Genomic DNA, 24,104 nt, shown 5'->3' on the forward strand with positions numbered 1-24,104 from the left:
AGATACTTATACAGATTGAGTATTATCGTCATGCCAGTTCCCCTGAACTTTCATTACCTGTTCAATGACATCACGAACCGCACCGGTTCCACCTTTTTTCGGAGAAATATAATCGGAAATTCCTTTTACTTCAGGTACTGCATTTTCAGGACATGCCGCAATAGCTGAATTTTCCATAATATGAATATCCGGAAGATCATCACCCATGGTTAGTATTTCTTCGTTCTTAAGATTGTATTTCCTCTTAAAGTCTTCGAAATCATCTATTTTATTGTGAGACTTCGGATAGTAGTCCTTAATACCCAGATAATTGATTCTGTGCTTTACCATTTCATCATTTCCTCCCGTAATAACCCCAATTAAATAATTGTTTTTTAAAGCTTTTACTACTGCATAACCGTCCAGGACATTCATTACCCTGCACATATTTCCTCCGGGAAGCAGATAAACGCTTCCGTCTGTGAAAACTCCGTCAACATCAAATACAAATGCCTTAATATCTTTTAATTTCTCTTTATAGCTCATACATTTCCTGAATAGAATGATTCATTGTTTTATAAATTTCAAGACTTTCGTCTTTTAATAACTGTTCATGCAGCTGTAAAATTCTTACATCATTTCTTACTGCGGGGCCCGTTTGTGCCATTTTAGGTTCAATTTCATGAATTTTCTGAACCGTTTCATCAATCAGCGGCAAGAAATAATCAAACGGAATTTCCTGAGAATCTGAAATTTCTTTAGCCCTTGAAAAAAGGTGATTCACAAAATTGCAGGCAAAAACAGCTGTCAGGTGAATATATTTTCTTTTCTCGTAGCTGCTTTTCATTACCCTTTCTGAAATTTTTGAAGCAAGATCGAACAGTATCTTTTGATCCTCTTCATTTTCGGCTTCTACGAAAAACGGAATTTTTTCATAGTCAAGTTCCTTGGATTTTGAAAAAGTCTGTAAAGGGTAGAAACTGGATTTTCTATACTCACCAGCCAGAACTTCTTTTGGAAGAGATCCTGAGGTATGGGCCACCAGACAATCTTTTTTTGCAATAATTTTTGAGACTTCTTCCACAGAATGATCGCTTACACAAAGAATATAAAGATCTGCTTCTTCCAGATGATCTGTGGAATAAGAAATATTTAATTCTTCAGAGATTTTACTTAATTCTTTTTCGTTCCTCCCAAATAGCTGCGCCACAGGAATGCTTTTCAACGTGAAAGCTTTTGCCATATGATAGGCAACATTTCCGGAACCGATGATTACAATTTGCATATAACAAATATAAGATTTTAAGCTGAGCCGGGAAAGGAAGAACACTTCAGAAATCCTGTACTTCAATATAGGCACGTTTATTGCGTAAGTGTCTCATATTATTTTTAATATTTAAAATGAAAATTGAATTTTTAATTTAACTTTCAGCTATTTTTGTAATCCAAAACAATGAAGGCATCTTATGAAGATTAAGGACGCGGAAATTATTTCGTTGATGCAAAATCCACGAACCCAGGATAAAGGGGTTCGTGCCTTGATGGATGCCTATCAAAGCAGATTGTACTGGCACATACGAAGAATTATTGTGGACGGAGATCTTGCACAGGATACTCTGCAGGAAACTTTTATTAAAGCATATCAGAATTTTCATCAGTTTAAAAATGATAGCCAGTTGTATACCTGGTTGTACAGAATCGCTACCAACGAAGCGCTACAGCAGGTCAACAAAATGAAAAAAATGCAGAAAACGGATGAGGATCCGGAGTATCATATGCAGAATCTCGTCGCAGATAATACAGAAGGAGATGCTGAAGAAATACAGATTTTACTGCAGAACGCTATACAGAGCCTGCCCGAAAAGCAGAAACTGGTATTTATGATGCGGTATTATGATGATTTGCCCTACGAAGAAATATCAAAAATTGTGGATATGTCGGTAGGCACTTTGAAAACAAATTATCATTATGCCAAACAGAAAATAGAAGAGTATATTAAAGAAAATTACGAAAAATAATTTTTGACCCAACAAAGATGAAAGAGTTCGACATAGAAAAATTAGAGCGTAAAAACATTTACACAGTTCCTGATAATTTGTTTCAGAATATTCAGGATAACGTTATGAATGATATAAAGGCAAGTAAAAAAGCACCTGTCTTTAAGCTGAACTGGATGTATGCTGCAGCAGCATCGCTGGCTTTGATTTTTGGAGCAACTTATGTTTTGAATTCAGATAATGATTCCCCTGAACAGATGCTGAACTCTAAAACAGCTTATGCCGCCAATGACGGAGCGCCGAAAACAGAAAGCGAGCTGGCTTATGAAACTTTAAAATCTGATTTAACTTCTGTTGAAAATAATGATCAAACAGTTGACAATCAAAAAAATAACAATGTCTACGCTTCTAAAAGTGTAAACGAAACCAAAAAAACTGCAGAGACCCCTGAACCGGTGAAAACTGTAAAGAAAAAAGAAGAAACACGAATGAATGAATATCTGGACTCGTTTTCTAATTCTGAAATTGCAGAGTTAGCAAGTAATTCGACTCAGGACGTTTATTTGGATATTTATAATTAAAAGAAAATGAAAAAGATATTATTGACGTTTTTGATTATTTATGGCTTTGGATTGAATGCCCAAAGAACGGATTATGATTGGAAAAAGATGGATCCTAAACAAAGGAAAGAAGTCATCAATAATCTTTCTCCGGAAGAGAGAAAAGAACTCCTGAAGAAATTCAGGGACAATATGATCATGGATAATCTTAATGTTGATCCGGATGATAAAGCCGAATTTACACAATTGTATAACGAATATCTGGATAGCCAGAGGCAGATAAAAAGTCAGTTTAATTCGAACTTTGATCCTGAATCCTTAACGGATGACGAGGCTAAAGCAAAATTGCAGCAAAGTTTTGAATTGGGACAGAAGTTATTGGATAACAGAAAGAAATACGCAGATAAAATGCAGCAGGTAATTCCCTGCCAGAAAGTTTTGAAGCTGTTTCAATCCGAGAAAATGATGAAGGATAAAATGGACGAAAGAAGACCTCACGGAAACCATAACAATGCTTCGGGACCTAAACAGAACCCATAATAGTTTATTTTTTTAATGTTGGACGGCTCTTACAGATATTTCTGTGAGAGCCGTTTAATTTTGTTGTAAATTCCTATTTTTGCCGAAAATTAGCAAGATGAAAAAATTATTTTTCTTTTTTTTACTTTCATCTTTATGGCCGGCTCAGAAGACTGAAATAATTAAGCTTAATGATAATCTAAAAGACAAAAAGGGACTTACAAAATCACTCACTTTTATTGATAACAGATCAGATAAAAATATAGGTAGCATTTCAGACAAAAAAGATCTTGTTGAGCTGAAATTTGCAAATATTGACCTTAAAGGCTTTATCGAAAATAAATTCAATGAAGATAATAAAACAGTGGGAAATAATGATATTGTTCTGATGCTGGAAGACCTTAAAGTCTATGAAGAGCAGGACAATAACCGTACATTCCCTTATGCGAAAGCCAGAATTAAACTGTCAAGCTTTATCAAAAGAAATGATAAATATTATTTTATAGGAAGATATAATAATGTGATCGTTTCCAATCCGAAAATAACTGTACATTCTTCTAAATATCTGGCAGATCATATTTCTGAGGTATTTACTCAGTTTATCAAAGCTTCTTATTATCCGAATATTACCCAGGGGTATTATATTCCTGAAAACGAGATAAACAGGTATGAAGAGTTTTTACATAAAGGGTATAAGGCATTTAATAATGCTGTCCTTAAAGATGGAGTCTATACCACTTTTCAGGCGTTTCATAATCAGGAACCGAATTTGGATTATTCTGTTAAGAAAAATAAAAAAGGAAATGTAGTTCAGTTGAATTATAATGGTCAGGAAACATCCTTTTCCAATATGTATTGCTATGTTGAAAACGGAAAAGCTTATAAAACAACACCGGTAGGGATGGATGAAATAAAGAAGGATTCCAGAGGATTTTATATTTATTCTTCCAGAACCAATCTTTTTGCGGCCGCCCAAACCGGAGGATTATTTGTTGGAGCAGTTGCGGGAGGGCTGGTAGGAGCATTAATAGGAGCTGCCATAGATTCTTCATCCGGTACTAATGCAGGAGCTGTTCATGGTGTCGGTTTCAGATCTACTATGGAATCCAATGTCTATCTGGATTCTTTAACCGGAGGATATGTTTTTGAAAAATAGGAATATTTCCGGAAGGATGGAATAAAAAAACAAGGGTTTTCAATCGGAAATTAAATAATTTTATACAATAAGATAATGAAAGACAATAATCTCTCGCTTTTTTTTATCTTTGCAAATTACAAGATTCTTAAATGAAAAACATACGAAATTTTTGCATAATCGCTCATATCGACCATGGTAAAAGTACCCTGGCAGACCGTCTATTGGAGTACACGAATACCGTTACCCAAAGAGAATTACAGTCTCAGACACTGGATGATATGGATCTGGAGAAAGAACGTGGGATTACCATTAAGTCACACGCCATCCAGATGGATTATGAGTATAAAGGAGAAAAATATATTTTAAACCTTATCGATACACCGGGACACGTTGACTTTTCTTATGAAGTATCCCGTTCTATTGCTGCCTGTGAAGGAGCTCTTCTTATTGTAGATGCTGCACAGAGTATTCAGGCACAAACCATCAGCAACCTGTATCTTGCGTTGGAAAATGATTTAACGATCATTCCGATTCTGAATAAAATTGACCTTCCGTCTGCGAACCCGGAAGAAGTAACCGATGAGATCATGAACCTTATCGGATGCGAATATGAAGATGTATTGAGAGTTTCCGGTAAAACGGGAGAAGGTGTTCATAACCTTTTAGAGCAGATTGTTGAAAGAATTCCTGCACCGGTAGGAGATCCTGACGGTCCACTGCAGGCTTTGATCTTTGACTCTGTATACAACCCGTTCAGAGGTATTGAAGCTTATTTTAAAGTAGTGAACGGAAGCATTACTAAAAATGAAAAGATCAAATTCTTTGCTACAGGAAAGGAATATGGAGCTGATGAGGTAGGTACCTTAAAACTGAAGCAGGTTCCGAAGAAAACAATCCATTGCGGAGATGTAGGATATCTTGTATCGGGTATTAAAGATGCCCGTGAGGTAAAAGTAGGAGACACCATCACTTCATTTGAAAAACCTGCAGATGCTCCGATTGATGGATTTGAGGAAGTAAAACCAATGGTATTTGCCGGGATCTACCCAATTGATTCTGAAGATTTTGAAGAATTAAGATTCTCTCTTGAAAAATTAAGACTGAATGATGCTTCTCTGGTTTTCGAGCCGGAAAGTTCTGCCGCCCTTGGTTTTGGTTTCCGTTGTGGATTTTTAGGAATGCTACACATGGAAATTGTTCAGGAACGTCTTGACAGAGAGTTTAATATGAATGTCATCACTACGGTACCGAACGTTTCTTATTTTGGATATACTAAAAAAGAGCCTGAAGTTCCGATTTTGATCAACAACCCGTCTGAAATGATGGATCCTTCAACGATGGACAGAGTAGAAGAACCATTCATCAAGGCGTCTATCATTACAAAATCCGACTTCGTAGGAGCAGTAATGACTTTATGTATCGAAAAAAGAGGAGAAATCGTTAACCAGAGTTATCTGACATCAGAAAGAGTAGAGTTAATTTTCAATATGCCTCTTGCTGAGGTGGTATTCGACTTCTATGACAGATTAAAATCTATCTCTAAAGGATATGCTTCATTTGATTATCACCCCATCGGATTCAGAGCTTCCAAGCTTGTAAAAATGGATATCCTGATCAATGGTGACATGGTAGATGCATTATCTTCTTTGATCCACGATTCTAATGCTTATTACATCGGTAAAAGGATGTGTGAAAAGCTTCGTGAGCTGATCCCGAGACAACAGTTTGATATTGCTGTTCAGGCTGCATTAGGTACGAAAGTAATCGCAAGAGAAACGATTAAAGCCTTAAGAAAAGACGTTACCGCAAAATGTTACGGAGGAGATATTTCCAGAAAACGTAAGCTATTGGAAAAGCAGAAAGAAGGTAAGAAGAAAATGAAACAGATTGGTAGAGTAGAAGTACCGCAATCAGCGTTCATGGCTGTATTAAAGTTAAATGATTAATTATTAATCTATTATAAAGTAAAAACCGCTTCATCAGAAGCGGTTTTTTTATGGATTATTTTTTGCGCGTGTATTTTATTTCCATGGTTTTATATTCCTTTCCGGTCTTGGAATCAGGGCCGTACATTTCAAGCTTTTGAGTATTATCATCCACAAAGGTGAATACTTCCCTGAAATTACAATCTTTTCCAGGTCTTGAAGGATCCGTCATTTTCCCTTTGAATTCAACTGATTTTGTGGAAGGGTTCCAGTCGCCTTCGCTATGCATAATTCCTGTTCCCATATTGTCTACCCATGTACTGACAAACTTTTTCTTTGCGTTATCATATCCTACAATACTCATTCCTTCAAAAGGCATCCCCATAAAGTCACCTTTATGATTAGTGATCTGATAACGTCCGCCAAACATCATTTTATTGGTCGCCTCAGATTTACTCATCATAGGTTTTGCTCCGTTTTCCATCCACATTGTCGTTTCACCAGTCCAGGTTCCATCAGATTTTGCAAGCATTTTCTGCATTTCTCCCGGAGTTGAGTACGCCATCCAGTCTTTCATTGCGGTTGCGGAATCTACAGGTTTCCATTCAGATGTAGAAGCTGAATCTGTTTTATCAGAACCAGTGGCAGCTGTCGTTTTTCCTTTCTCGCAAGCTATTAACAAGAAAGCGGCAGAAAGAATTGTTAATAAATTTTTCATAATGATTTAGTTTTAAGATGGTTAGAAAGATAAATTAAAGATAAGAACTTTTATTATAAAGGAAATTATTTTTTAATACAACCATAAATTGTAATTTTGTGTATTCGTAACGCAAATAAATTTATGGAGTCTCCAAAAAAATTACAGGATATAAAAGTGGCTGTAGATGCCGTTATTTTCGGATATTTTGATAAAAAAGATCTTCAGATCCTTCTGATTAAAAGAAATATTGAACCTTTTAAAGGAGGCTGGGCACTTCCGGGAGGGCTTGTTCTTGATGATGAAAGTGTAGATGATGCGGTAAAAAGAGAATTGTATGAAGAAGCCGGTATAAAGCCCGATTTTTTGGAACAACTGTATACTTTTGGTAATCTGGGCCGTGATCCGAGAAACAGAGTGGTTTCTGTGGCTTATCTGGGGCTTGTAAATCCTTCTTATCATGAACTGTTTGCCGATTCGGATGCGGAAGATGCACAATGGTTCAGCATTAATAAGCTTCCTTCACTAGCCTTTGATCACAAAACAATCATTGAGACTGCTCTAAAAAGACTTCGTACCAAAATTCAATACCAGCCGATCGGCTTCAATCTTCTCAATGAAGAATTCCCTTTTTCAGACCTTGAAAACCTTTATAAAACAATTGTCGGACAGGAAATTGACAGAAGAAACTTCCGCAAGAAAATCATGAGCTACGGACTTCTGAACGAAACCAATAACGTTAAAAAAGAGGGTAGCGGCAGACCGGGGAAACTTTTTACTTTCAATAAAGAAAAATATAAAGAGCTGGAAGAGCAGGGCTTTTATTTTGAAATCAAATAGTTTGTTTTGAACACAAATTTCACAAATGTTTTGCACAAATATTCATTAATATTTACAGGCATTTTCGGAATGCGCATTATACGGTATTAAGACATTCAATAGGAAATATCTGACTCCAGATTGTATTATAGGCCTTCTGTCATTCTGACGTAGGAAGAATCTCGTAACTGGTTAGATTGTTCACTACACTGTTGAACTACGTTCGCAGACCTTCAGTCTGTGTTCAGAATAACATTGCTGTAATAACAATTTTTAAGATCTAATCCCACCAGCTTTAGCTGAAACCTATCAAATTTGTGTAATTAGTGATTAAAATTTGTGTTATTCGTGTTTGTTAAAATTAAATTTTTATCACTGGAAATCAATTGATTATATTTATTAGCGTAAAATAAACGCAAATAAATTTGGTCCAAAGGCTGATATTCTTTTAAATTTGTGTCAAAATAACGCAATCATGAAATATACCTTACAAAATATTACAGAACGCTTTCAAAAAAAGGAAAAGATAAAATATCTCTTTTTCTGGGGACACACGGCAAAAGATATTGTTACCAAATCATGTTTCAGCCAATGGTTTCCAGGAAGTTTTGAAGAAAACGGAATTACCTATAGAACAGCAGAACATTATATGATGGCTGCAAAAGCAAGATTATTTAATGATGCTGAAATGGAAAAGGAAATTTTAAAAGCCGCTACTCCGAATCAGGCAAAAGCTCTGGGTAGAAAAGTAAAAAACTTTGATCCGAAACAGTGGAATGAACATAAATATCAGATTGTAACTCAGGGAAATCTTTTGAAATTCTCCCAAAATCAGAAATTTAAAGACTTTCTTTTATCAACCGGTGACAAAGTTTTAGTGGAGGCAAGTCCTTATGATAGAATCTGGGGAATCGGGATGCTGGAAACGGACAGCAGAGCAGAAAATCCTTTACTATGGAACGGAGAAAACCTGTTAGGATTTGCTTTGATGGAAGTAAGGGATGAATTAAGAAGATAAAAACACAACCAGGCACAAAATAGTAATGATGGAAAAAATAGAATTACACCCACAGATATTTCTGATTGAAGATTTTCTGACCGAAGCAGAATGTGATCATTATATCAGTCTTTCACAGGAGAAAGTTTTTGAAGAAGCAAAGATCAATGTATTGGGACGCCAGCAGATGAATAAAGGGATCAGAAATAATGACCGGCTGATGATTTTTGATACCGCAATGGCTGAAGAACTTTTTAACAAGGCTGTAGATTTTTTGCCTCAGGAACGTGATGGATATCAGGTTCTTAACTTTAATGAAATGCTCCGGGTTTATAAGTATGCTCCGGGTCAGCAGTTTAAAATGCACAGAGACGGAAGTTATATCCGGAATGAAAAAGAAAAGAGCTTTTATACCTTTATGATCTATCTGAATGATGATTTTGAAGGCGGAGAAACAGAATTTGAGAACTTATTTACCGTAGCTCCCAAAAAAGGAACAGCACTTATTTTTCATCACCCGCTTAGGCACGAAGGAAAAACTTTAATTAGCGGAGTAAAGTATGTTTTAAGAACGGATATCATGTATTACAGGGAATAACCATTCTTAAAAAATAAAGATATTGCTATGTCTTGTTTAATTAGCGTAATATTGACACAAATAAAATATTGATCATGGAAGATGAATTAAAACCCAGATTTATCGAATCATTGCAGAGAAATAATGATCAGATCAGAGAAGACCGTGCAAGGATCATCGGAGCAGATTCCGAACTAATCTACAGACGCAGAGTGGAAGATATCGAACTAAAGATCAAAAGGCTCGAACGCGAACAGGAAGGGCTTATTGATATCAGTCCTTTGGACAGGAATAGTCTGACTTTTGCGGATTTCAATCCCGAAGCATTCGTTCAGAAAGACATGGAATTATCATTAACAATCAGAAATCTGAATATTCAGCTCGAAGTTACCCAAAAGAGATTTGAATATTTATTTGGAAAAAAATTATAGTCATGGGAAGTACAAGATATGATTTAGACGCTCGTTATGACAGAGCAAGAAAAGCAGGTTATGGAACAAAATCCGCAGGGGAAATTTTCACCCAGAATGCCAAAAGAATGGCTCATAAGTCGATGAATCCACATGGGATTTCTTTCAGGGAATCCCGGGATTCGGAAGTTCATCCCAATTCAGTTCCGATTATTTTAGGATTGGATGTTACCGGAAGCATGGGACATATCCCGCACGAGTTAATCAGAGATGGATTACCCAAACTGATGGGCGGAATCATCCAGGGAGGCGTTCCCGATCCGGCCTTATTGTTCCTTGGAATCGGAGATCATGAATGTGATGGTTATCCGCTACAGGTGGGACAGTTCGAATCAGGAGATGCAGAACTGGATATGTGGCTTACCCGAATCTATATTGAATCCGGAGGAGGTGGAAATGCAGGAGAAAGCTATCTTTTAGCGTGGTATTTTGCAGCATTTCACACAAGAACAGATGCCTTTGAAAAGAGAAAACAAAAAGGACTGCTGTTTACCGTAGGGGATGAGCCTTGTTTAAAAACACTTCCTGCTTCCGCCATCAGGGAAATTATGGGAAAAGGGCAGCAAACCTATACTCATTTTGAACTGCTGGAAGAAGCACAGAAAAAATACGAAGTATACCACATCAGTGTTTTGCATTCGGATCAGGCACTGAGAGCAGACAGTGGCTGGAAAGAATTATTAGGACAAAACTGTATTTCCATAGCAGATCACAGGAACATTCCGGATGTTATAAAAAACATTATCTGTGATAAATTTAAAGATCAAACCTTTGGGACACCAGGAACAGGAGGGTTGGATCAGTTTCAAATGCTTTAGAATTTCTGAATACCAGTAGTAAATTGATAAAGTGGTCATTAAGGTTTAAAAAAATAAAAAGAGATGAAAAAGGCGCAAATCGTAATAGGACTTGGTTTTGGTGATGAAGGAAAAGGAATTACCACAGATTTTCTGGCTTCTCAGAATCCGGAGTCTGTTGTGATCAGATTTTCAGGAGGTCAGCAGGCTGCTCATACTGTAATGATTAATGAAAGAAAGCATGTGCATTCCAGCTTTGCGAGTGGCGCACTTCGTGGTTTGCCTTCTTACTTTACCGAGCATTGTACGATTCATCCGGTTTTTCTTCTGAATGAAAGAGAAGAGTTAAAAGCAAAGAACGGAAACATTGAGCTGCATATCCATCCATTGGCAAAGCTGACAACTCCTTTCGATGTATGGCAGAACAGAACAAATGCCCGTAATCTGGAACACGGAACCTGCGGAAAAGGAGTGGGAGCCACGATGAAAAGAAACGAAAGTCCTTATAAACTATTTGCTATAGACCTTATAGCACCCAGAGAAATGCTGATAGAAAAACTGAAAGGAATTGCCTATTACTATGGTTTTGTAGAAGAAGGCGAGATCAGTGAACTTTTAGAACCTTTCTTAAATGCTATTGAAGCTATTGATTGGAAGATAAATGATTATAAATACCTGGCTTCGTTTGATCACCTCATTTTCGAAGGAAGTCAGGGTATTTTACTCGATATGGACCATGGCGTTTTTCCCAATGTGACTTATGCACATACGACTTCAAAAAATGCCTGTGAGATTTGTAAGCTTTTAAAGATTGAACATATTGAAATGTATTATGTGACCAGAAGTTATGCAACCCGTCATGGAAACGGCTGGATGAGCAATGAAAAAGAAATGAATCTGAAAAACAATGAAGAAGAAACCTGTATATTCAATGAATATCAAAAGGAGCTAAGAACCGGAGAAATAGATTACAAACTGCTGAATTATGCCTTAAAACTGGATGGAGCTTATGCATTTCCGGTTAAAAAAAATCTTGTCATTACTTGTCTGGATCAGATTGATGAGGAATTTAAAGTAGAAAATCATGATGAGGAATTTGATGTTGTCTATGGATCCTATTCTCCTTATTCTAAAGATTTTAAACGGATTTTTTAAATTCAGCAGTTAAAAATGTTAATTTTATTTGGAGAGGAGGAAATGATAGAGAATAAAAGAAAATAACCATGAAAACTATACAATATTTAAAAGGGGATGCTACGGTCCCACAGGCCAAAGGAATAAAGATCATCGCCCACATCTGCAATGATATCGGAGGTTGGGGAAAAGGTTTTGTACTGGCAGTTTCCAAAAGATGGGAAGAGCCGGAAAAAGAATATAGAAACTGGCACCGTTTCAGAAGTAAAAATAATTTTGCTTTAGGAGAAATTCAATTGGTTCAGGTTGAAAAATACATTTTTGTAGCCAATATAATCGGACAAAAAGGAATAAAAACCGGAAGTAATGGTGTCCCTGTTCGGTATGATGCCATTGAAAAAGCTCTGGAAAAACTTTCCAATGAAGCTTTGCTGTTGAACGCAAGCGTTCACATGCCAAGAATCGGATGTGGACTGGCAGGAGGAAAATGGGAAGAAATTGAACCTATTATCGAAAGAACATTGCTTGTAAAGAATGTGGAGGTATATGTGTATGATTTTTAATAAATTAACCAACAATGAGAGAATTTGAAATAAGAGCAGATTATAAAAATGACACGCTGATTGTCTATCAGGCCTATAATAAAGCAATTGCAAAATCAGCCGTAGAGAATCAGAAATTTACAGTTCCTTTTTCATTCAACAGGATGACCTGGATAAAGCCTTCTTTTCTCTGGATGATGGAGCGCAGCAACTATGGACAGAAACCCAATCAGGAATGTACCCTGGCCATACATATTAAAAGAGAAGCCTGGGAGAAAGCTTTAAGCAAAGCAATTCTTACTTCACCTGAAAAAAGGGTTTATCCCGATCCCCGAAAATGGGAAAAAGATTTTGAAAATGCCGGAATATATGTGCAATGGGATCCTGAAAGGAATATTAAAGGAGCAAAACTGAATTACCGTTCCATTCAGGTAGGAATCAGCCGCGCATTGATTGAGGAGTTCAATGAAGAATGGATTGTAAAAATAGAGGATTATTCTCCTTTGGTTAAGAAGATTCTGAATCTTACCAGGTCGGGAGAATTTGATAAGGCAAAAAAACTGCTGCCGGTAGAAAAAAACTATCCTCTGTCAAAAGAACTGGCTTATAGAATTGGAGCCACAGTATAACTAAATAACGAACGTCATGAAAACAACAACATTATACAGACCGGTAGGAGAAAAAGAAATGATATTGATTATGGAAAGCGGATTTAAAAAATTTCCTCCAAGACTGGAATGGCAGCCCATTTTTTACCCCGTTCTTAATGAAGAATATGCTTCAGAGATTGCAGAAAAATGGAACACCAGAGACGAAGCTGGAAACTATCTTGGTTTTGTAACCCGGTTTGAGGTGTTGGAAAAAGTGACGGATCAATATCCTGCACAGAATGTCGGGGCTAGAAATCACAATGAATTATGGATTCCTTCTGAGGATCTTAACAGCTTTAATAATGCAATTGTAGGAGATATCAAAGTAATCAAAGTCTTTATAGGAGATGACTTTAAGAAGGCTGCAAGTGCTGAGTTGGAAGATTTGATGATCAACATAAAAAACTAACGATGACTAATAAAGGAATGGCAAAAGATACTTTGGATATCTTAGCTAAAAAATATTATATTAACGAACATAACGAAAAAATAAATATAGAAAACGAGCTGGAAATCAGTAAAAAAGAAACCTCTCTTTTCACTCCGGAGCAGCTTTCTGAAATGAAAGAATCTCCGTTGCCGGAAATCAGTTTTGAAACAAAAATTGAAACCTGGAAGTGCAGTTCTTTAAAAGCAATTTTACAATTAGCCGAAGAAGAAAATCAGGAGAAGATCATGTGTCTGAATTTTGCATCAGCAAAAAATCCGGGTGGAGGATTTATCAATGGAGCAGAAGCACAGGAAGAAAGTCTGGCAAGAACTTCCGGACTTTATGAAAGCTTACTTCAGGCATGGGATTATTATACCATTCACCGTGCAATGGAATCCTGTTTTTATACGGATACAATGATTTACAGTCCTAAAGTTCCTGTTTTCAGGAAAGAAAAAGGAGAGCTGCTTCCTAAGCCTGTTCTGTGTAATTTCATCACGTCTCCGGCAGTCAATACAGGGGTGGTAAAACGTCAGGAACCGGAAAGAGCACATGAAATTCTTGATGCAATGGATCTTAGAATGGATAAAATGCTTTCACTGGCTTTACAACAAGGAAATGAAGTTCTGATTTTAGGAGCCTGGGGATGCGGTGTCTTCAAAAATGATCCAAAAGAAATTGCAGGATTATTTAAAAAATATCTTCAGGGAAAATATAAAAATAAATTTAAAAGAGTGGTTTTCGCAGTGCTTACCAAGAAAGAAGAAATGTTGAAACCATTTGAAGAAATACAATGAAAATTGAATTAATAAAAGGGGATATCACAAAAATCAAGGCCGATGCTATTGTCAATGCAGCCAACTCATCATTACTTGGTGGAGGCGGTGTAGATGGAGCTATTCATAGAGCTGGAGGTTCTAAGATATTGGAAGAATGCAGGGCAATCAGAAACAGACAAGGAAAGTGTAATACTGGCGAAGCTGTCGTAACAACTGCTGGAAATCTTTCGGCAAAGTATGTTATTCATACGGTAGGCCCGGTTTGGAATGGTCATGCTGAGAAAGAATCAAAACTTCTTGCAAACTGCTATCATAATTCTTTGAAATTAGCGGAAAGCCTTGGTGTGAAAACCATTGCTTTTCCTAATATCAGTACGGGAGTTTATAGGTTTCCAAAAGAACTGGCTGGAAAAATTGCTGTAGATGCGGTCAGAAATTTTAAATCAGATATCATTGAGAAAGTTATATTTGTTTGTTTTGATGATGAAAATGAGATAATTTACCAAAAACTTTTAGATTAAACCCATGAAAAAACTAACCATATTAAGCGGCGCCGGAATCAGTGCCGAAAGCGGAATAAAAACCTTCAGAGACGGAGACGGTCTCTGGGAAAATTATAATGTTACGGATGTGGCAAGTCCGGAAGGCTGGAAAAAAGACAGAGCTTTGGTTCTGGAATTTTACAACCAGAGAAGAAGGCAGCTGCATCAAGTACAACCTAACGAAGCCCATCAATTACTGGCAGAGCTGGAAAAATATTTTGATGTTCAGATCGTTACCCAGAATATTGATGACCTTCACGAAAGAGCAGGATCTACTAAGATTCTTCATATTCACGGAGAACTGTTCAAATCATGCTCATGCAACAATAAAAGCCTGATTTATGAACAAAAAGAGGATATTAAAATTGGTGATAAAGCTGAAGATGGAGCGCAATTAAGACCTTTTATCGTTTGGTTCGGAGAAGATGTTCCTTTATATCAGACCGCAAGAGAAATCGTAAAAGAATCGGATATTCTGCTGGTTATCGGGACTTCTTTGCAGGTATATCCCGCAGCAGGACTGATTCATGATATCAAAGATGACTGCCTTCTAATCGTCATCAATCCTAATGAAACAGGGTTCGGATACGGACAGAGAGCTGTAGTAATGAAGGAAACAGCTACGCAAGGAATGAAATTATTATTTGATAAACTGGTGAATCTTGCCTGATGGAAAATAAAGTAAAAGCAGGAATTATAGGCGTTTGTATTGGAGATGCCCTTGGTGTTCCGGTGGAATTTAAGAAAAGAGAAGACTTAAAACGTTTTCCCGTAACAAAAATGCTGGAGTACATGTCATGGAACCAACCCAAAGGAACCTGGAGTGATGACAGCTCTCTTACACTTTGCCTTGCTGATGAACTTTCCAAAAGATATGATCTGGAAAAAATCGGACAGAGTTTCGTGAAATGGAATAAATATGGTCACTGGACTGCCCATGGGAGGCTTTTTGACATTGGAGGAACGACAAGACATTCTCTGGCGAGATTAATCAAAGGTGAGAGTGCACGATTTTCAGGAAATATTTTTGAAGAAGATAACGGGAATGGTTCTCTGATGAGAATTCTTCCCCTCGCTTTCTATCTTGAGAAGGAAAATGATATTCAGAAACTCTATCTGACGGTAAAAGAGGTTTCCGCAATAACTCACGGTCATTTCCGTTCTGTTTTTGCCTGTTTCATCTATGTCATTTTTGCCATTCAACTGTTGAAAGGAAAGAATAAAAAAGAAGCATATGAGCAAACACAGAATATCACTTTAAAATATGCTGAAGAACAAGGATTTAATCCTAATGAAATTGAACTTTTCAGAAGGATCTTAAAAAATGATATTTCCAAATATCCTGAAGATGAAATTAAGAGCGGCGGCTATGTTCTTCACAGCCTGGAAGCCTCTCTATGGTGTTTTTTAAACTCAGAAAGGTATTCTGAAGCTGTTTTGAAGGCCGTCAACCTCGGGGAAGATACCGATACAACTGGAGCTATCACAGGAGGAATTGCCGGAATTTATTATGGATATGAAAACATACCAAAGGATTGGATTTTTGAGCTGGTGAGAAAGGATGATATTGAAGTATTGTGTGAGAAATTACACCAAAAATTAATGAATTAAAACATAAACCATGAACGAAATAGAAAAGAAAAAAATAAGTAAATTTTTAAGCCTGATCCTGCGGCATCAGCCTGAAAGCATTGGGCTTACGCTCGATGAAAACGGTTGGGCAGATATAGAAGAACTGCGGGAAAAGTCAGCAAAGAAAAGAATATATTTTACCTCCGAAGAATTGGATGAGGTGGTAGAAACAAACAACAAAAAGCGTTTTGCTTTAAACGAAGATAAAACGAAGATCAGGGCAAGTCAGGGACATTCTATTGATATCGATCTGGCGCTGGAAGCCATACAACCTCCGGAATTTCTTTATCACGGAACTGCTGAAGCTAATATCAGATCCATTTTGGAAAAAGGAATTGAAAAAAGAAGCCGTCAGCATGTGCACTTAAGCGCTGATAAAGAGACGGCTGCAAAGGTTGGAATGAGACACGGCAAGCCTGTGATTCTTACGATCAGAACCGGAACCATGCATCAGGAAGGATTATCTTTCTACCAATCTGCAAACGGAGTTTGGTTAACAGATTTTGTAGATGCAAAATATATTTCAAAGTAAAATGAACAGAAAACTTGTAATAGGTGACATTCACGGAGGATTTAAAGCCTTACGGCAGGTTCTGGAAAGAGCTGAGGTTACGCCAAATGATCAGCTGATTTTCCTGGGAGATTATGTAGACGGATGGAATGAATCTTCTGAAATAATACATTTTTTAATGGGGCTTTCCAAAAAGCAGGAATGTATCTTCATCAAAGGAAATCACGATGTATGGTGCGAAGATTGGATGGCTTTCGGGCAAAACCCAGATGTTTGGCTTTTTAATGGTGGAAAGAGTACTGTAGAGAGCTATAAGGATTATCTCCCGGAAGATCTGGATCTTCACCTGGAATTCTTTCAAAGGATGAAAAACTATCATATCGACGATCAGAACCGGTTGTTTATTCATGCGGGATACGCTTCCATGCACGGCCCTGAAAGAGAAGTGTATTCCAGTAATTACCGCTGGGACAGAACACTCTGGGAAACGGCTGTTGCAATGGATAAAAAACTGCAGAAAAACTCAGAGCTTTACCCTAAGAGACTGCTTTTATACAATGAAATATTTATAGGGCATACTCCTACGATTGAAATAGGAATTGCAACTCCTGCCAATAAAGCCAATATCTGGAATATGGACACCGGAGCGGCTTATACCGGATCTTTATCTATTATGGATATCGATTCAAAAGAATTCTGGCAAAGTGACCCGCTTCCTTCCTTATATCCAAAAGAAAAAGGGCGAAACTAAAAGCATTACAAATAAAATTTTCAAATTTTCACAAACAATTTTACCCTTTGCAACTTTAACTATCAACCCATCCCCGTTTCTCACAAAAGATGATTAATTTTAAAGTCTGAAAATATGACTTCAATGAAACTGAAATATCTTTTATTCACCCTGAGTTCTACCTTGTTTTTGGCTCAAAAATCATTTCAGACCCCTTTTGAAAAAGGAAACGGAAATCAAACTGTTACCTACGATGAAATGAATAGGTATTACCAGAATCTGGCTAAAAATTTCAATACCATTCAATACCTTAAAAAGGGAGAAGATGACAATGGAAAACCCATTTATGTAGTGGTTTATAATCCTTTTCCTGAAAAAGACCTTGAAACATTAAGAAAAGACAAAGCCATTCTTTTTGTCAACAATGGAATTCACCCGGGAGAGCCGGATGGAATAGACGCTACCATGATGCTGATGAGAGATCTGGCGGCTAAAAAAATTAAAACTCCGCAGAACTTTATTATTGCTGCTATTTCCGCTTACAATGTCAGTGGAATGCTGAACAGAGGATCTTACTCGAGAGCCAATCAGAATGGACCGGAGCAGTACGGTTTCAGGGGAAATGCGAGAAATTATGATCTGAACAGAGATTTTATCAAGGCAGATTCCAAAAATGCCAGAAGCTTTCAGGAAATCTACCAATGGTTGAAACCAGATGTTTTTATTGATAATCACGTCAGCAACGGAGCGGATTATCAATATACGTTTACCTATATTTCTACTTTTAAAGAACGTCTGGGCAATACTCTGGGGAATTACTTCTACAATGATTATCAGGCTAAAAATCTTGAAGATATGAAGAAGCTGGGCTATGAAAGTACTCCTTATGTCAATATTCACGGAGATGTTCCGGAAGTAGGATTTGCTTCATTTGAAGACTCTCCCAGATATTCTACAGGATATACTTCGCTTTTCAATTCCTTAGGAACTGTTCCGGAAACCCATATGTTGAAGCCTTATGATAAAAGGGTAGATGCTACCTACAAATATATGTTGGTGAACCTGCAGAATTTAGATAAAGATTATCATACGATCAAGCAGCTCCGCATTGAAAATTTAAAACAGTATCAGGCCGGAAAACAATATGGAATCCGTTGGAAAATAGACTCCACAAAATTTTCTACGATGGATTTTAAGGGCTACGAAGGAAAATATAAACCTAGTGAAGTTTCAGGGAAGCCAAGGCTGTATTATGACAGAAATAAACCATTTACCAAGAGTATAAAGCTTTTTACAACAGCTGTTCCAACGGGATATATTACCATTCCGAAGTATTATGTCATTCCACAATCACAATATCGTGTAATTGAAGAATTGAAGAGAAACAATATTCAGATGAGCCCTTTGCAGAAAGACAGCACTTTGACTGTTGAGTCCTATAAAATAAAAGATTTTAAAACCGTTAAAAATCCTTATGAAGGTCATTATCTGCACTTTGAAACGACGGTCGATGCTTCCCGTAAAAGTTTGTTGTTTTCGGCCGGGGATTATCTAGTTACTACCAATCAGCCAGGGGTAAAATATATTATAGAAACTCTTGAGCCTGAGGCATTAGATTCATTTTTCAACTGGAATTTCTTCGATGGAATTCTGGCGCAGAAAGAATACTATTCTGCTTATATTTTCGAAGATACAGCTGCCGAACTCCTGAAAAAAGATAAAAAGCTGAAAGAAGCCTTTGAAGCAGCGAAAGTGTCAGACAAAAAACTGTCCGAAGATGGAACTGCACAACTGGATTGGATCTACAGGCATTCTCCTTATTTTGAAGAGAAAACTTTCAGGCAGTATCCGGTTTACAGAGTATTGTAATTAATTGATAATAAGGAATTAAACTAAAACAGGCGTTTCCACGGAAACGCCTGTTTTTAATTATCTTGGTAAGCCTCTTTTCAAAGCTATTTCTGCTCTTTTGATCGCCATTTTCTCCTTCCAGTCCATGTATTTCTTTTTGAAATTAGACTTCATGATATCGTCAAATTTACGCTGTACGGTAAGATTCCATAGAGAATGTGCTTTCACTGCCCATGATTTGTCCCAGGCTCTTAAAGAAATTGAGAAACTTCCGTCGAGATACTTCATCCAATGCCACCATCCGGTAGGCATGAATAAGGTATCTCCATGTTCAAGGAAACACTCAATTCCTTCCACACCATCCAGTGCAGGGAACTTAGTGAAGTCAGGATTTTCAATATCATAATCTTCCAGGGCATAGGTTGCGTACGGAATCTGATACAGTCTTTCCTTCCATTTGTAATCAAAAAGAAGAATATGTTTTCTTCCGTTGAAGTGAGTATGGAAAATATGAGCCATATCAATGTCAAAGTGAAGGAACGTCACTGATCCTTTTCCACCAAAGAACATATTCGGATATTTATCCAGGAATCCTCCCATCAGGTCTTTAGGGGAAATATAATCTTCCAGCAATTTCGGGGCATATTTTATAGGGTCGAAGAGAAAAATTCTAAGATCGGTTGGCTCTCGCTGGATAAGATCTATATAATCTCCAAACTTCATTTTTGCCGCTGATGCATTGATGGGAGCCGAAGGATCTGCCTTTGAGCTGTCGTATAGCGGAACCTCCACATCTCCTACAACTTCCTTCATATATTCCATCGTCCATTTTTGATAAGCAGGCCATTTTTTTGCCATATTTCTGATGACAACGGGCCTTCTTGGCTTCAGATATTTTTCGTAGAAATCTTCTTTAGAAATGTCTTCTACAACATCTATAGGCTTTAAAATAATTCCCATTTTATAAATTTTATGTTACAAAATTATTAAATATATATATATGTACCAGTGTTTAATTTTTTTTTAATCTATGATTCAAATCAGATTTTCCTATTTAGAATAAGTAAAAATATCAATTTTCTTACTTCCCTTTAAAATTGTTGTTTATGCCTTCATTAAGACAAAATCTATTCGGATTATGTTACACAAATTAAAAATTAATTTAACTCTTCTTTTGCAGAATCTATATGCCAAAGATCATCTTATCATGAAATAGATATCATTAAAAAAAAGGAGAATCGTTTTGATTCTTTTTTAATATATCTTTTTCATAGAAAAACAAAAGTTTAAAAATTATCACTATGTTTGTAGTGATAAAGATTTAACCTTTAATCGTAAAACTCATCTTTATAAAAAGTGTAACAAAAAACAATAACCATTAACTAATTGAGCAAATAATAAGTATGAAAAAAAATATTTCTTTATTTCTGATGCTATTCTTTACTGTGCTTACTTTTGCGCAGAAAACGGTTTCAGGAAAGATCACCGATGATGATGGGGTAGCTATACCCAGTGCCAGTGTGACGATCGAAGAGCCCGGCAAAGACGCTATTCTTGCTTACGCTATTACGAACTCCAAAGGAGAATATAAAGTAACCTTCACTTCCGCTGAATCCAATGTGGATCTGAAAGTGAAAGCGTTCAATCAGAAACCTCTTACAAAGCAAATCAGTAACAGCGATCAGACTCTGAACTTTAAAATGCAGTCTGAAGCTACAGAAATTAAAGAAGTACAGCTGAAAACCAAAATGATTACCGCCAGAGGTGACACCATTTCTTATGATCTTAAGGCTTTCAATAGTAAAAATGACAGAACCCTTGCGGATGTAATGAAGAAGATTCCGGGAATTGAAGTAAACAAGGACGGAACAATTCTTTACCAGGGGAATGCCATCAATAAATTCTACGTCAACGGAAAAGACCTTATGGAAGGAGGTTATGGAACCATCAACAACTCTCTTCCAAAAGATGCCGTACAGAAAGTAGAAGTTCTGGAGAACCACCAGCCGGTAAAAATACTTCAGGATAAAGTTCCTTCAGACCAGGCAGCAATCAATATCAAGCTTAAAAACTCTGTAACCATGACAGGTAGAGGTGAAGTAGGAACCGGTTTCGGAGATCCATGGCTTTGGAATGTAAAACTGACTCCCATGTTTTTCGGGCAGAAAAGCCAATGGGTAGTCAATTATAAAACCAACAACATGGGTGAGCAGGTGGAAAATGAGGGGAATATTCTGGCGTTCGGAAGTTCATGGGAAGGAAGAAGAAGTAATATTTCTCAGAATAACTGGCTGAGTGTAGAGAATGCAAGTACACCAAATTTACCAGTGAAAAGGTATTTGATGAATAACGTTCACTATTTGTCTGCAAACTATTTAACAAATATTGATAAAAAGAAGGAATGGGAATTGAAGCTTAATGCAAATTATACAAATAACGCAGTAGAAAGGGAGGATTATAATGAAACAACTTATTTTCCAACTAAAGAAAGACCACAACAGTCTACTGTAGTGATGAGTACCAGAAATAATTTTTATACAGATAAACTGAAGGGAGAATTAATCTTTACCAAAAATGCTAAGAAAGAATTCTTTAAAAACACCACAAGTTTCAGTCAGTTCTGGAATGCTGACAGAGCATTTGCTGACAGAGCAGGAAGATCAGCAAATCAAGGAGTGGAATCTCCAACATCATCTTTCCAAAACTCATTGAGTACTATTATTCCATGGGGAGAAAAGATGGTGAATTTCAAATCATATATCAATTATCAGGATGATCAGCAGACATTGAAAGTAGATCCGGCAAGTTATTTACAGCTGCCATACAAACTTCCAAAGGTAAACCCGAACGATCCTAACGAAAAAGATAGATATGGCATTGTAAATTTTGCACCAGGCACTTTAGCGCTACAACAGTTCAGACTAAAAACTTTAGATACTTCACATTCAGCAAATATTAGTTTTTCTAAAAAAGGATGGACATTCACTCCTCAGGTGGGATTTGATTTCTCTACAGATAAGCTAAATACAAACTTTGATGGGCAAGCAATTCCAAATCCTTCTGTGCCGAATGATGTACCGCCAAATTTCAATGATGGTATTTATGAAAACAACCTGAAATTTACAGAAATTGTTCCTTCTGCTTCGCTAGGTGTTAATTATAAATCTGAATCTTGGAGTATTTTTGCAAATTTTCCAGCAAATTTCAATAGCATTAAAGCTGAAGATGATTTAAGAGGAGTTTCAAAATCACTAAATAAGACAACGTTTACTCCAAATGCTTTTATTCAGTATTCATTTGCTTCATTCTGGAAAGCAAGTTTGAATGGAAACATCAGCAATAATTTTGGAGATATTCAAACGGCTTATGCAGGTTACATGTTATTAAGCCCTAGAGGATTTAATGTAATGGATCCTAATAATCCGATACCTCAAATAACGTCAAAAATGGCAGGATCTAGAATTGAATACAGAAACCCATTAAACAATCTATTCTTTAATATTAATTATTCATTGAGTGATAGTAAAAGAAATTTGCTTTCTTCTCCAATTTTGGATGCAGCAACGGGGTCTACTTTAATCAGATACATTGAAAGAGAAAATCATTCAAAGAGTAATAGATTTAATGTTGAGGTTGGTAAATACTTCCCAAAATTCAAGACCAATGCTTCTGTGAGCTATGGAAATACATTGACAAAAAGTGATGCGTTCTTGGATGACACTCAATATTTGAGCAAAAACAATACTCAGACTTATGGACTTAAGTTCAATAACACCTATTTTAGCTGGGCGAGTGTAGATTATACACTTAATTTATCAAGAAACAAACAAGATAATATAGGCTTGAGTTCTAATCAGAGCAGGCTCGGTGTCAATACAGGATTTAATCACAATCTGGCAGTTTATTTCTATCCTATAGAAGACCATACGATTGGATTCAATTGGGATCAGGTGAATACAAGTGATGGAAGTAATAAATATAAGAATGCGTTCTATGATATTTCTTACCAATTTTCATGGTCTAAAAAGAAAATTGATTTTGAAATTAAATGGTTGAATATTGCTAACAGAAAATTCTTTGAAACCTATAATATCAATCAAACAACAAATAGTTCTTCTTACACGAAAATTCAGCTCCGCCCTAGTCAAGTGATGTTTACTGTAAAATTCAACTTTAAATAAAATAAAAACCAATCCAAACGGATTGGTTTTTTGTTGAGATATATTGAGATGTTAATTAAAAACTTTGCTGGTCTGCTGAAGGCCCATAGCTTCCCGGCAAAGGAATATTGTTCAATCTGTAATACACTCCCAACTGAGCCCTGTGATGCGTAATCTGGTTTAAGGCATGGCGTATTGCTCCATATTTGCTCCAGCTTGCCAGCTCATGGCCGTCATTTTTAATCGTCCAGCTGGGATTCAGATCGTTTTCTGTACTGTTTTCTAATGCTGTTTTTGCTGACTGGTAATCATCTTCCAGTTTTTTCATGAGTTCATCTCTTGTAGAAAGAATGGTAGGTTTATAATCTCCTTTGGCAAAATCCAGTTCAGAAGTTTTTAAAATTGTGTTCGGCCATTCAAAAACTTCTACCAGATGGGTGGCAAGCGGCATCATTTTCATACTTTTTTCATGCGGAGCATAATCATTTTTTCCTTCAGGGAATAGTTCAATAAATTTTTTTGTGGTTTGAAATTCTCCCTCCAGTTCGGATTTTAATTGAGATAAAGTGTCCATAATATTTTGTTTTTTAGAAACTTAAAGGTAAGCGTTTTAAAAATGAAATTGTTTTAACAGAATCATAATTTCGGGTGGTTATAAGAATCTGACG

General features: G+C 36.6%; 27 protein-coding genes. 22 read left to right on the forward strand and 5 right to left on the reverse strand.

Annotation, left to right across the window (positions count from 1 at the left end; all coding sequences use genetic code 11):
- Nucleotides 1–6 precede the first annotated feature (6 nt).
- Together LIV57_RS02925 and LIV57_RS02930 are read right to left on the reverse strand one after the other, a co-directional pair.
- On the reverse strand, nucleotides 7–525 hold the full coding sequence (locus tag LIV57_RS02925; RefSeq protein ID WP_227941347.1) for a KdsC family phosphatase: 519 nt from the start codon (nucleotides 523–525) through the stop codon (nucleotides 7–9).
- Nucleotides 515–1,264, reverse strand: a complete 750-nt coding sequence (locus LIV57_RS02930) for a Rossmann-like and DUF2520 domain-containing protein (protein WP_227941348.1) — start codon at nucleotides 1,262–1,264, stop codon at nucleotides 515–517. Before LIV57_RS02930 ends, LIV57_RS02925 begins: the two co-directional genes overlap by 11 nt.
- Nucleotides 1,265–1,445: 181 nt before the next feature.
- Here LIV57_RS02930 and LIV57_RS02935 point away from each other — a divergent pair, with 181 nt between their 5' ends.
- The 5 genes from LIV57_RS02935 to lepA all read left to right on the forward strand — a co-directional run bounded on the left by LIV57_RS02935 (nucleotide 1,446) and on the right by lepA (nucleotide 6,139).
- On the forward strand, nucleotides 1,446–1,997 hold the full coding sequence (locus LIV57_RS02935; RefSeq protein ID WP_110008945.1) for an RNA polymerase sigma factor: 552 nt from the start codon (nucleotides 1,446–1,448) through the stop codon (nucleotides 1,995–1,997).
- 17 nt (nucleotides 1,998–2,014) lie between these two features.
- A complete protein-coding gene (locus LIV57_RS02940) occupies nucleotides 2,015–2,557 on the forward strand; it encodes a hypothetical protein (RefSeq protein ID WP_227941349.1) in 543 nt (180 codons plus the stop codon).
- Between the two features lie 6 nt (nucleotides 2,558–2,563).
- On the forward strand, nucleotides 2,564–3,076 hold the full coding sequence (locus tag LIV57_RS02945) for a hypothetical protein (RefSeq protein ID WP_137904559.1): 513 nt from the start codon (nucleotides 2,564–2,566) through the stop codon (nucleotides 3,074–3,076).
- A 97-nt stretch (nucleotides 3,077–3,173) separates the two neighbouring features.
- Nucleotides 3,174–4,211, forward strand: coding sequence for a hypothetical protein (locus LIV57_RS02950; RefSeq protein WP_227941350.1), 1,038 nt, complete (start codon nucleotides 3,174–3,176; stop codon nucleotides 4,209–4,211).
- Between the two features lie 131 nt (nucleotides 4,212–4,342).
- Nucleotides 4,343–6,139 (forward strand): translation elongation factor 4, encoded by a 1,797-nt coding sequence (lepA, locus tag LIV57_RS02955; RefSeq protein WP_062672783.1) that lies wholly within the window; start codon nucleotides 4,343–4,345, stop codon nucleotides 6,137–6,139.
- A gap of 55 nt (nucleotides 6,140–6,194) precedes the next feature.
- Here lepA and LIV57_RS02960 read toward each other — a convergent pair whose 3' ends face one another.
- Nucleotides 6,195–6,836 (reverse strand): DUF1579 domain-containing protein, encoded by a 642-nt coding sequence (locus LIV57_RS02960; RefSeq protein WP_227941351.1) that lies wholly within the window; start codon nucleotides 6,834–6,836, stop codon nucleotides 6,195–6,197.
- Nucleotides 6,837–6,959: 123 nt separating this feature from the next.
- Between LIV57_RS02960 and LIV57_RS02965 the strand changes: the two genes are divergently transcribed.
- The 16 genes from LIV57_RS02965 (at nucleotide 6,960) to LIV57_RS03040 (ending at nucleotide 19,294) form a co-directional block, all read left to right on the forward strand.
- On the forward strand, nucleotides 6,960–7,655 hold the full coding sequence (locus LIV57_RS02965) for an NUDIX hydrolase (RefSeq protein ID WP_227941352.1): 696 nt from the start codon (nucleotides 6,960–6,962) through the stop codon (nucleotides 7,653–7,655).
- Between the two features lie 454 nt (nucleotides 7,656–8,109).
- Nucleotides 8,110–8,652, forward strand: coding sequence for an NADAR family protein (locus LIV57_RS02970; RefSeq protein WP_227941353.1), 543 nt, complete (start codon nucleotides 8,110–8,112; stop codon nucleotides 8,650–8,652).
- 28 nt (nucleotides 8,653–8,680) lie between these two features.
- On the forward strand, nucleotides 8,681–9,229 hold the full coding sequence (locus LIV57_RS02975; RefSeq protein WP_227941354.1) for a 2OG-Fe(II) oxygenase: 549 nt from the start codon (nucleotides 8,681–8,683) through the stop codon (nucleotides 9,227–9,229).
- 74 nt (nucleotides 9,230–9,303) lie between these two features.
- Nucleotides 9,304–9,639, forward strand: a complete 336-nt coding sequence (locus tag LIV57_RS02980; protein WP_137904565.1) for a hypothetical protein — start codon at nucleotides 9,304–9,306, stop codon at nucleotides 9,637–9,639.
- A 2-nt stretch (nucleotides 9,640–9,641) separates the two neighbouring features.
- Nucleotides 9,642–10,496 (forward strand): hypothetical protein, encoded by an 855-nt coding sequence (locus LIV57_RS02985; protein ID WP_227941355.1) that lies wholly within the window; start codon nucleotides 9,642–9,644, stop codon nucleotides 10,494–10,496.
- A gap of 63 nt (nucleotides 10,497–10,559) precedes the next feature.
- Nucleotides 10,560–11,630 (forward strand): adenylosuccinate synthetase, encoded by a 1,071-nt coding sequence (locus tag LIV57_RS02990; protein ID WP_227941356.1) that lies wholly within the window; start codon nucleotides 10,560–10,562, stop codon nucleotides 11,628–11,630.
- A gap of 68 nt (nucleotides 11,631–11,698) precedes the next feature.
- On the forward strand, nucleotides 11,699–12,172 hold the full coding sequence (locus LIV57_RS02995) for a macro domain-containing protein (protein ID WP_062672771.1): 474 nt from the start codon (nucleotides 11,699–11,701) through the stop codon (nucleotides 12,170–12,172).
- Between the two features lie 14 nt (nucleotides 12,173–12,186).
- Complete coding sequence (locus LIV57_RS03000; protein ID WP_227941357.1) at nucleotides 12,187–12,780, forward strand: DUF4291 domain-containing protein; 594 nt, start codon at nucleotides 12,187–12,189, stop codon at nucleotides 12,778–12,780.
- Between the two features lie 16 nt (nucleotides 12,781–12,796).
- Nucleotides 12,797–13,210, forward strand: coding sequence for an ADP-ribosylation/crystallin J1 (locus LIV57_RS03005; RefSeq protein ID WP_227941358.1), 414 nt, complete (start codon nucleotides 12,797–12,799; stop codon nucleotides 13,208–13,210).
- A 2-nt stretch (nucleotides 13,211–13,212) separates the two neighbouring features.
- Nucleotides 13,213–14,028, forward strand: a complete 816-nt coding sequence (locus LIV57_RS03010; RefSeq protein ID WP_227941359.1) for a TIGR02452 family protein — start codon at nucleotides 13,213–13,215, stop codon at nucleotides 14,026–14,028.
- Nucleotides 14,025–14,531 carry an O-acetyl-ADP-ribose deacetylase gene (locus tag LIV57_RS03015; protein ID WP_227941360.1) on the forward strand — a complete coding sequence of 169 codons (507 nt, stop codon included), beginning with the start codon at nucleotides 14,025–14,027 and terminating at the stop codon, nucleotides 14,529–14,531. Before LIV57_RS03010 ends, LIV57_RS03015 begins: the two co-directional genes overlap by 4 nt.
- 4 nt (nucleotides 14,532–14,535) lie before the next feature.
- Complete coding sequence (locus LIV57_RS03020; protein ID WP_227941361.1) at nucleotides 14,536–15,222, forward strand: SIR2 family NAD-dependent protein deacylase; 687 nt, start codon at nucleotides 14,536–14,538, stop codon at nucleotides 15,220–15,222.
- Nucleotides 15,222–16,163: an ADP-ribosylglycohydrolase family protein gene (locus tag LIV57_RS03025; RefSeq protein WP_227941362.1), complete on the forward strand. Its 942-nt coding sequence runs from the start codon at nucleotides 15,222–15,224 to the stop codon at nucleotides 16,161–16,163. The genes LIV57_RS03020 and LIV57_RS03025 overlap by 1 nt, the downstream gene beginning before the upstream one ends.
- A 10-nt stretch (nucleotides 16,164–16,173) precedes the next feature.
- The gene (locus tag LIV57_RS03030) at nucleotides 16,174–16,716 is read left to right on the forward strand and encodes an RNA 2'-phosphotransferase (protein WP_227941363.1); all 543 of its coding nucleotides are present in this window, start codon (nucleotides 16,174–16,176) and stop codon (nucleotides 16,714–16,716) included.
- A gap of 1 nt (nucleotide 16,717) precedes the next feature.
- Nucleotides 16,718–17,446 (forward strand): metallophosphoesterase family protein, encoded by a 729-nt coding sequence (locus LIV57_RS03035; protein WP_227941364.1) that lies wholly within the window; start codon nucleotides 16,718–16,720, stop codon nucleotides 17,444–17,446.
- Nucleotides 17,447–17,569: 123 nt separating this feature from the next.
- Nucleotides 17,570–19,294, forward strand: a complete 1,725-nt coding sequence (locus LIV57_RS03040; protein WP_227941365.1) for a hypothetical protein — start codon at nucleotides 17,570–17,572, stop codon at nucleotides 19,292–19,294.
- A 60-nt stretch (nucleotides 19,295–19,354) separates the two neighbouring features.
- On the opposite strand, the gene LIV57_RS03045 is transcribed toward LIV57_RS03040, so the two are convergent.
- Entirely contained in the window at nucleotides 19,355–20,236 is an 882-nt protein-coding gene (locus LIV57_RS03045) for a cupin-like domain-containing protein (RefSeq protein ID WP_110008924.1), read from the reverse strand.
- A gap of 443 nt (nucleotides 20,237–20,679) precedes the next feature.
- Here LIV57_RS03045 and LIV57_RS03050 point away from each other — a divergent pair, with 443 nt between their 5' ends.
- A complete protein-coding gene (locus LIV57_RS03050; RefSeq protein WP_227941366.1) occupies nucleotides 20,680–23,457 on the forward strand; it encodes a TonB-dependent receptor in 2,778 nt (925 codons plus the stop codon).
- A 55-nt stretch (nucleotides 23,458–23,512) separates the two neighbouring features.
- Here LIV57_RS03050 and LIV57_RS03055 read toward each other — a convergent pair whose 3' ends face one another.
- Nucleotides 23,513–24,010, reverse strand: a complete 498-nt coding sequence (locus LIV57_RS03055; RefSeq protein WP_062672748.1) for a DinB family protein — start codon at nucleotides 24,008–24,010, stop codon at nucleotides 23,513–23,515.
- Nucleotides 24,011–24,104 lie beyond the last annotated feature (94 nt).

Origin of the sequence: Chryseobacterium sp. X308, from assembly GCF_020733145.1 — a bacterium.
GTDB classification, from domain to species: Bacteria; Bacteroidota; Bacteroidia; order Flavobacteriales; family Weeksellaceae; genus Chryseobacterium; species Chryseobacterium cupriresistens.

Coding starts and splice junctions, on each gene's coding strand:
- LIV57_RS02965 (WP_227941352.1), top strand. CDS start 6,960: ATGGAGTCTCCAAAAAAATTACAGGATATAAAAGTGGCTGTAGATGCC.
- LIV57_RS03050 (WP_227941366.1), top strand. CDS start 20,680: ATGAAAAAAAATATTTCTTTATTTCTGATGCTATTCTTTACTGTGCTT.
- LIV57_RS02960 (WP_227941351.1), bottom strand. CDS start 6,836: ATGAAAAATTTATTAACAATTCTTTCTGCCGCTTTCTTGTTAATAGCT.
- LIV57_RS02985 (WP_227941355.1), top strand. CDS start 9,642: ATGGGAAGTACAAGATATGATTTAGACGCTCGTTATGACAGAGCAAGA.
- LIV57_RS02925 (WP_227941347.1), bottom strand. CDS start 525: ATGAGCTATAAAGAGAAATTAAAAGATATTAAGGCATTTGTATTTGAT.
- LIV57_RS03025 (WP_227941362.1), top strand. CDS start 15,222: ATGGAAAATAAAGTAAAAGCAGGAATTATAGGCGTTTGTATTGGAGAT.
- LIV57_RS03055 (WP_062672748.1), bottom strand. CDS start 24,010: ATGGACACTTTATCTCAATTAAAATCCGAACTGGAGGGAGAATTTCAA.
- LIV57_RS03010 (WP_227941359.1), top strand. CDS start 13,213: ATGACTAATAAAGGAATGGCAAAAGATACTTTGGATATCTTAGCTAAA.
- LIV57_RS03005 (WP_227941358.1), top strand. CDS start 12,797: ATGAAAACAACAACATTATACAGACCGGTAGGAGAAAAAGAAATGATA.
- LIV57_RS03015 (WP_227941360.1), top strand. CDS start 14,025: ATGAAAATTGAATTAATAAAAGGGGATATCACAAAAATCAAGGCCGAT.
- LIV57_RS03045 (WP_110008924.1), bottom strand. CDS start 20,236: ATGGGAATTATTTTAAAGCCTATAGATGTTGTAGAAGACATTTCTAAA.
- LIV57_RS02935 (WP_110008945.1), top strand. CDS start 1,446: ATGAAGATTAAGGACGCGGAAATTATTTCGTTGATGCAAAATCCACGA.
- LIV57_RS02950 (WP_227941350.1), top strand. CDS start 3,174: ATGAAAAAATTATTTTTCTTTTTTTTACTTTCATCTTTATGGCCGGCT.
- LIV57_RS02990 (WP_227941356.1), top strand. CDS start 10,560: ATGAAAAAGGCGCAAATCGTAATAGGACTTGGTTTTGGTGATGAAGGA.
- LIV57_RS03035 (WP_227941364.1), top strand. CDS start 16,718: ATGAACAGAAAACTTGTAATAGGTGACATTCACGGAGGATTTAAAGCC.
- LIV57_RS02995 (WP_062672771.1), top strand. CDS start 11,699: ATGAAAACTATACAATATTTAAAAGGGGATGCTACGGTCCCACAGGCC.
- LIV57_RS02940 (WP_227941349.1), top strand. CDS start 2,015: ATGAAAGAGTTCGACATAGAAAAATTAGAGCGTAAAAACATTTACACA.
- LIV57_RS03000 (WP_227941357.1), top strand. CDS start 12,187: ATGAGAGAATTTGAAATAAGAGCAGATTATAAAAATGACACGCTGATT.
- LIV57_RS03020 (WP_227941361.1), top strand. CDS start 14,536: ATGAAAAAACTAACCATATTAAGCGGCGCCGGAATCAGTGCCGAAAGC.
- LIV57_RS02930 (WP_227941348.1), bottom strand. CDS start 1,264: ATGCAAATTGTAATCATCGGTTCCGGAAATGTTGCCTATCATATGGCA.
- lepA (WP_062672783.1), top strand. CDS start 4,343: ATGAAAAACATACGAAATTTTTGCATAATCGCTCATATCGACCATGGT.
- LIV57_RS02980 (WP_137904565.1), top strand. CDS start 9,304: ATGGAAGATGAATTAAAACCCAGATTTATCGAATCATTGCAGAGAAAT.
- LIV57_RS03030 (WP_227941363.1), top strand. CDS start 16,174: ATGAACGAAATAGAAAAGAAAAAAATAAGTAAATTTTTAAGCCTGATC.
- LIV57_RS03040 (WP_227941365.1), top strand. CDS start 17,570: ATGAAACTGAAATATCTTTTATTCACCCTGAGTTCTACCTTGTTTTTG.
- LIV57_RS02970 (WP_227941353.1), top strand. CDS start 8,110: ATGAAATATACCTTACAAAATATTACAGAACGCTTTCAAAAAAAGGAA.
- LIV57_RS02945 (WP_137904559.1), top strand. CDS start 2,564: ATGAAAAAGATATTATTGACGTTTTTGATTATTTATGGCTTTGGATTG.
- LIV57_RS02975 (WP_227941354.1), top strand. CDS start 8,681: ATGGAAAAAATAGAATTACACCCACAGATATTTCTGATTGAAGATTTT.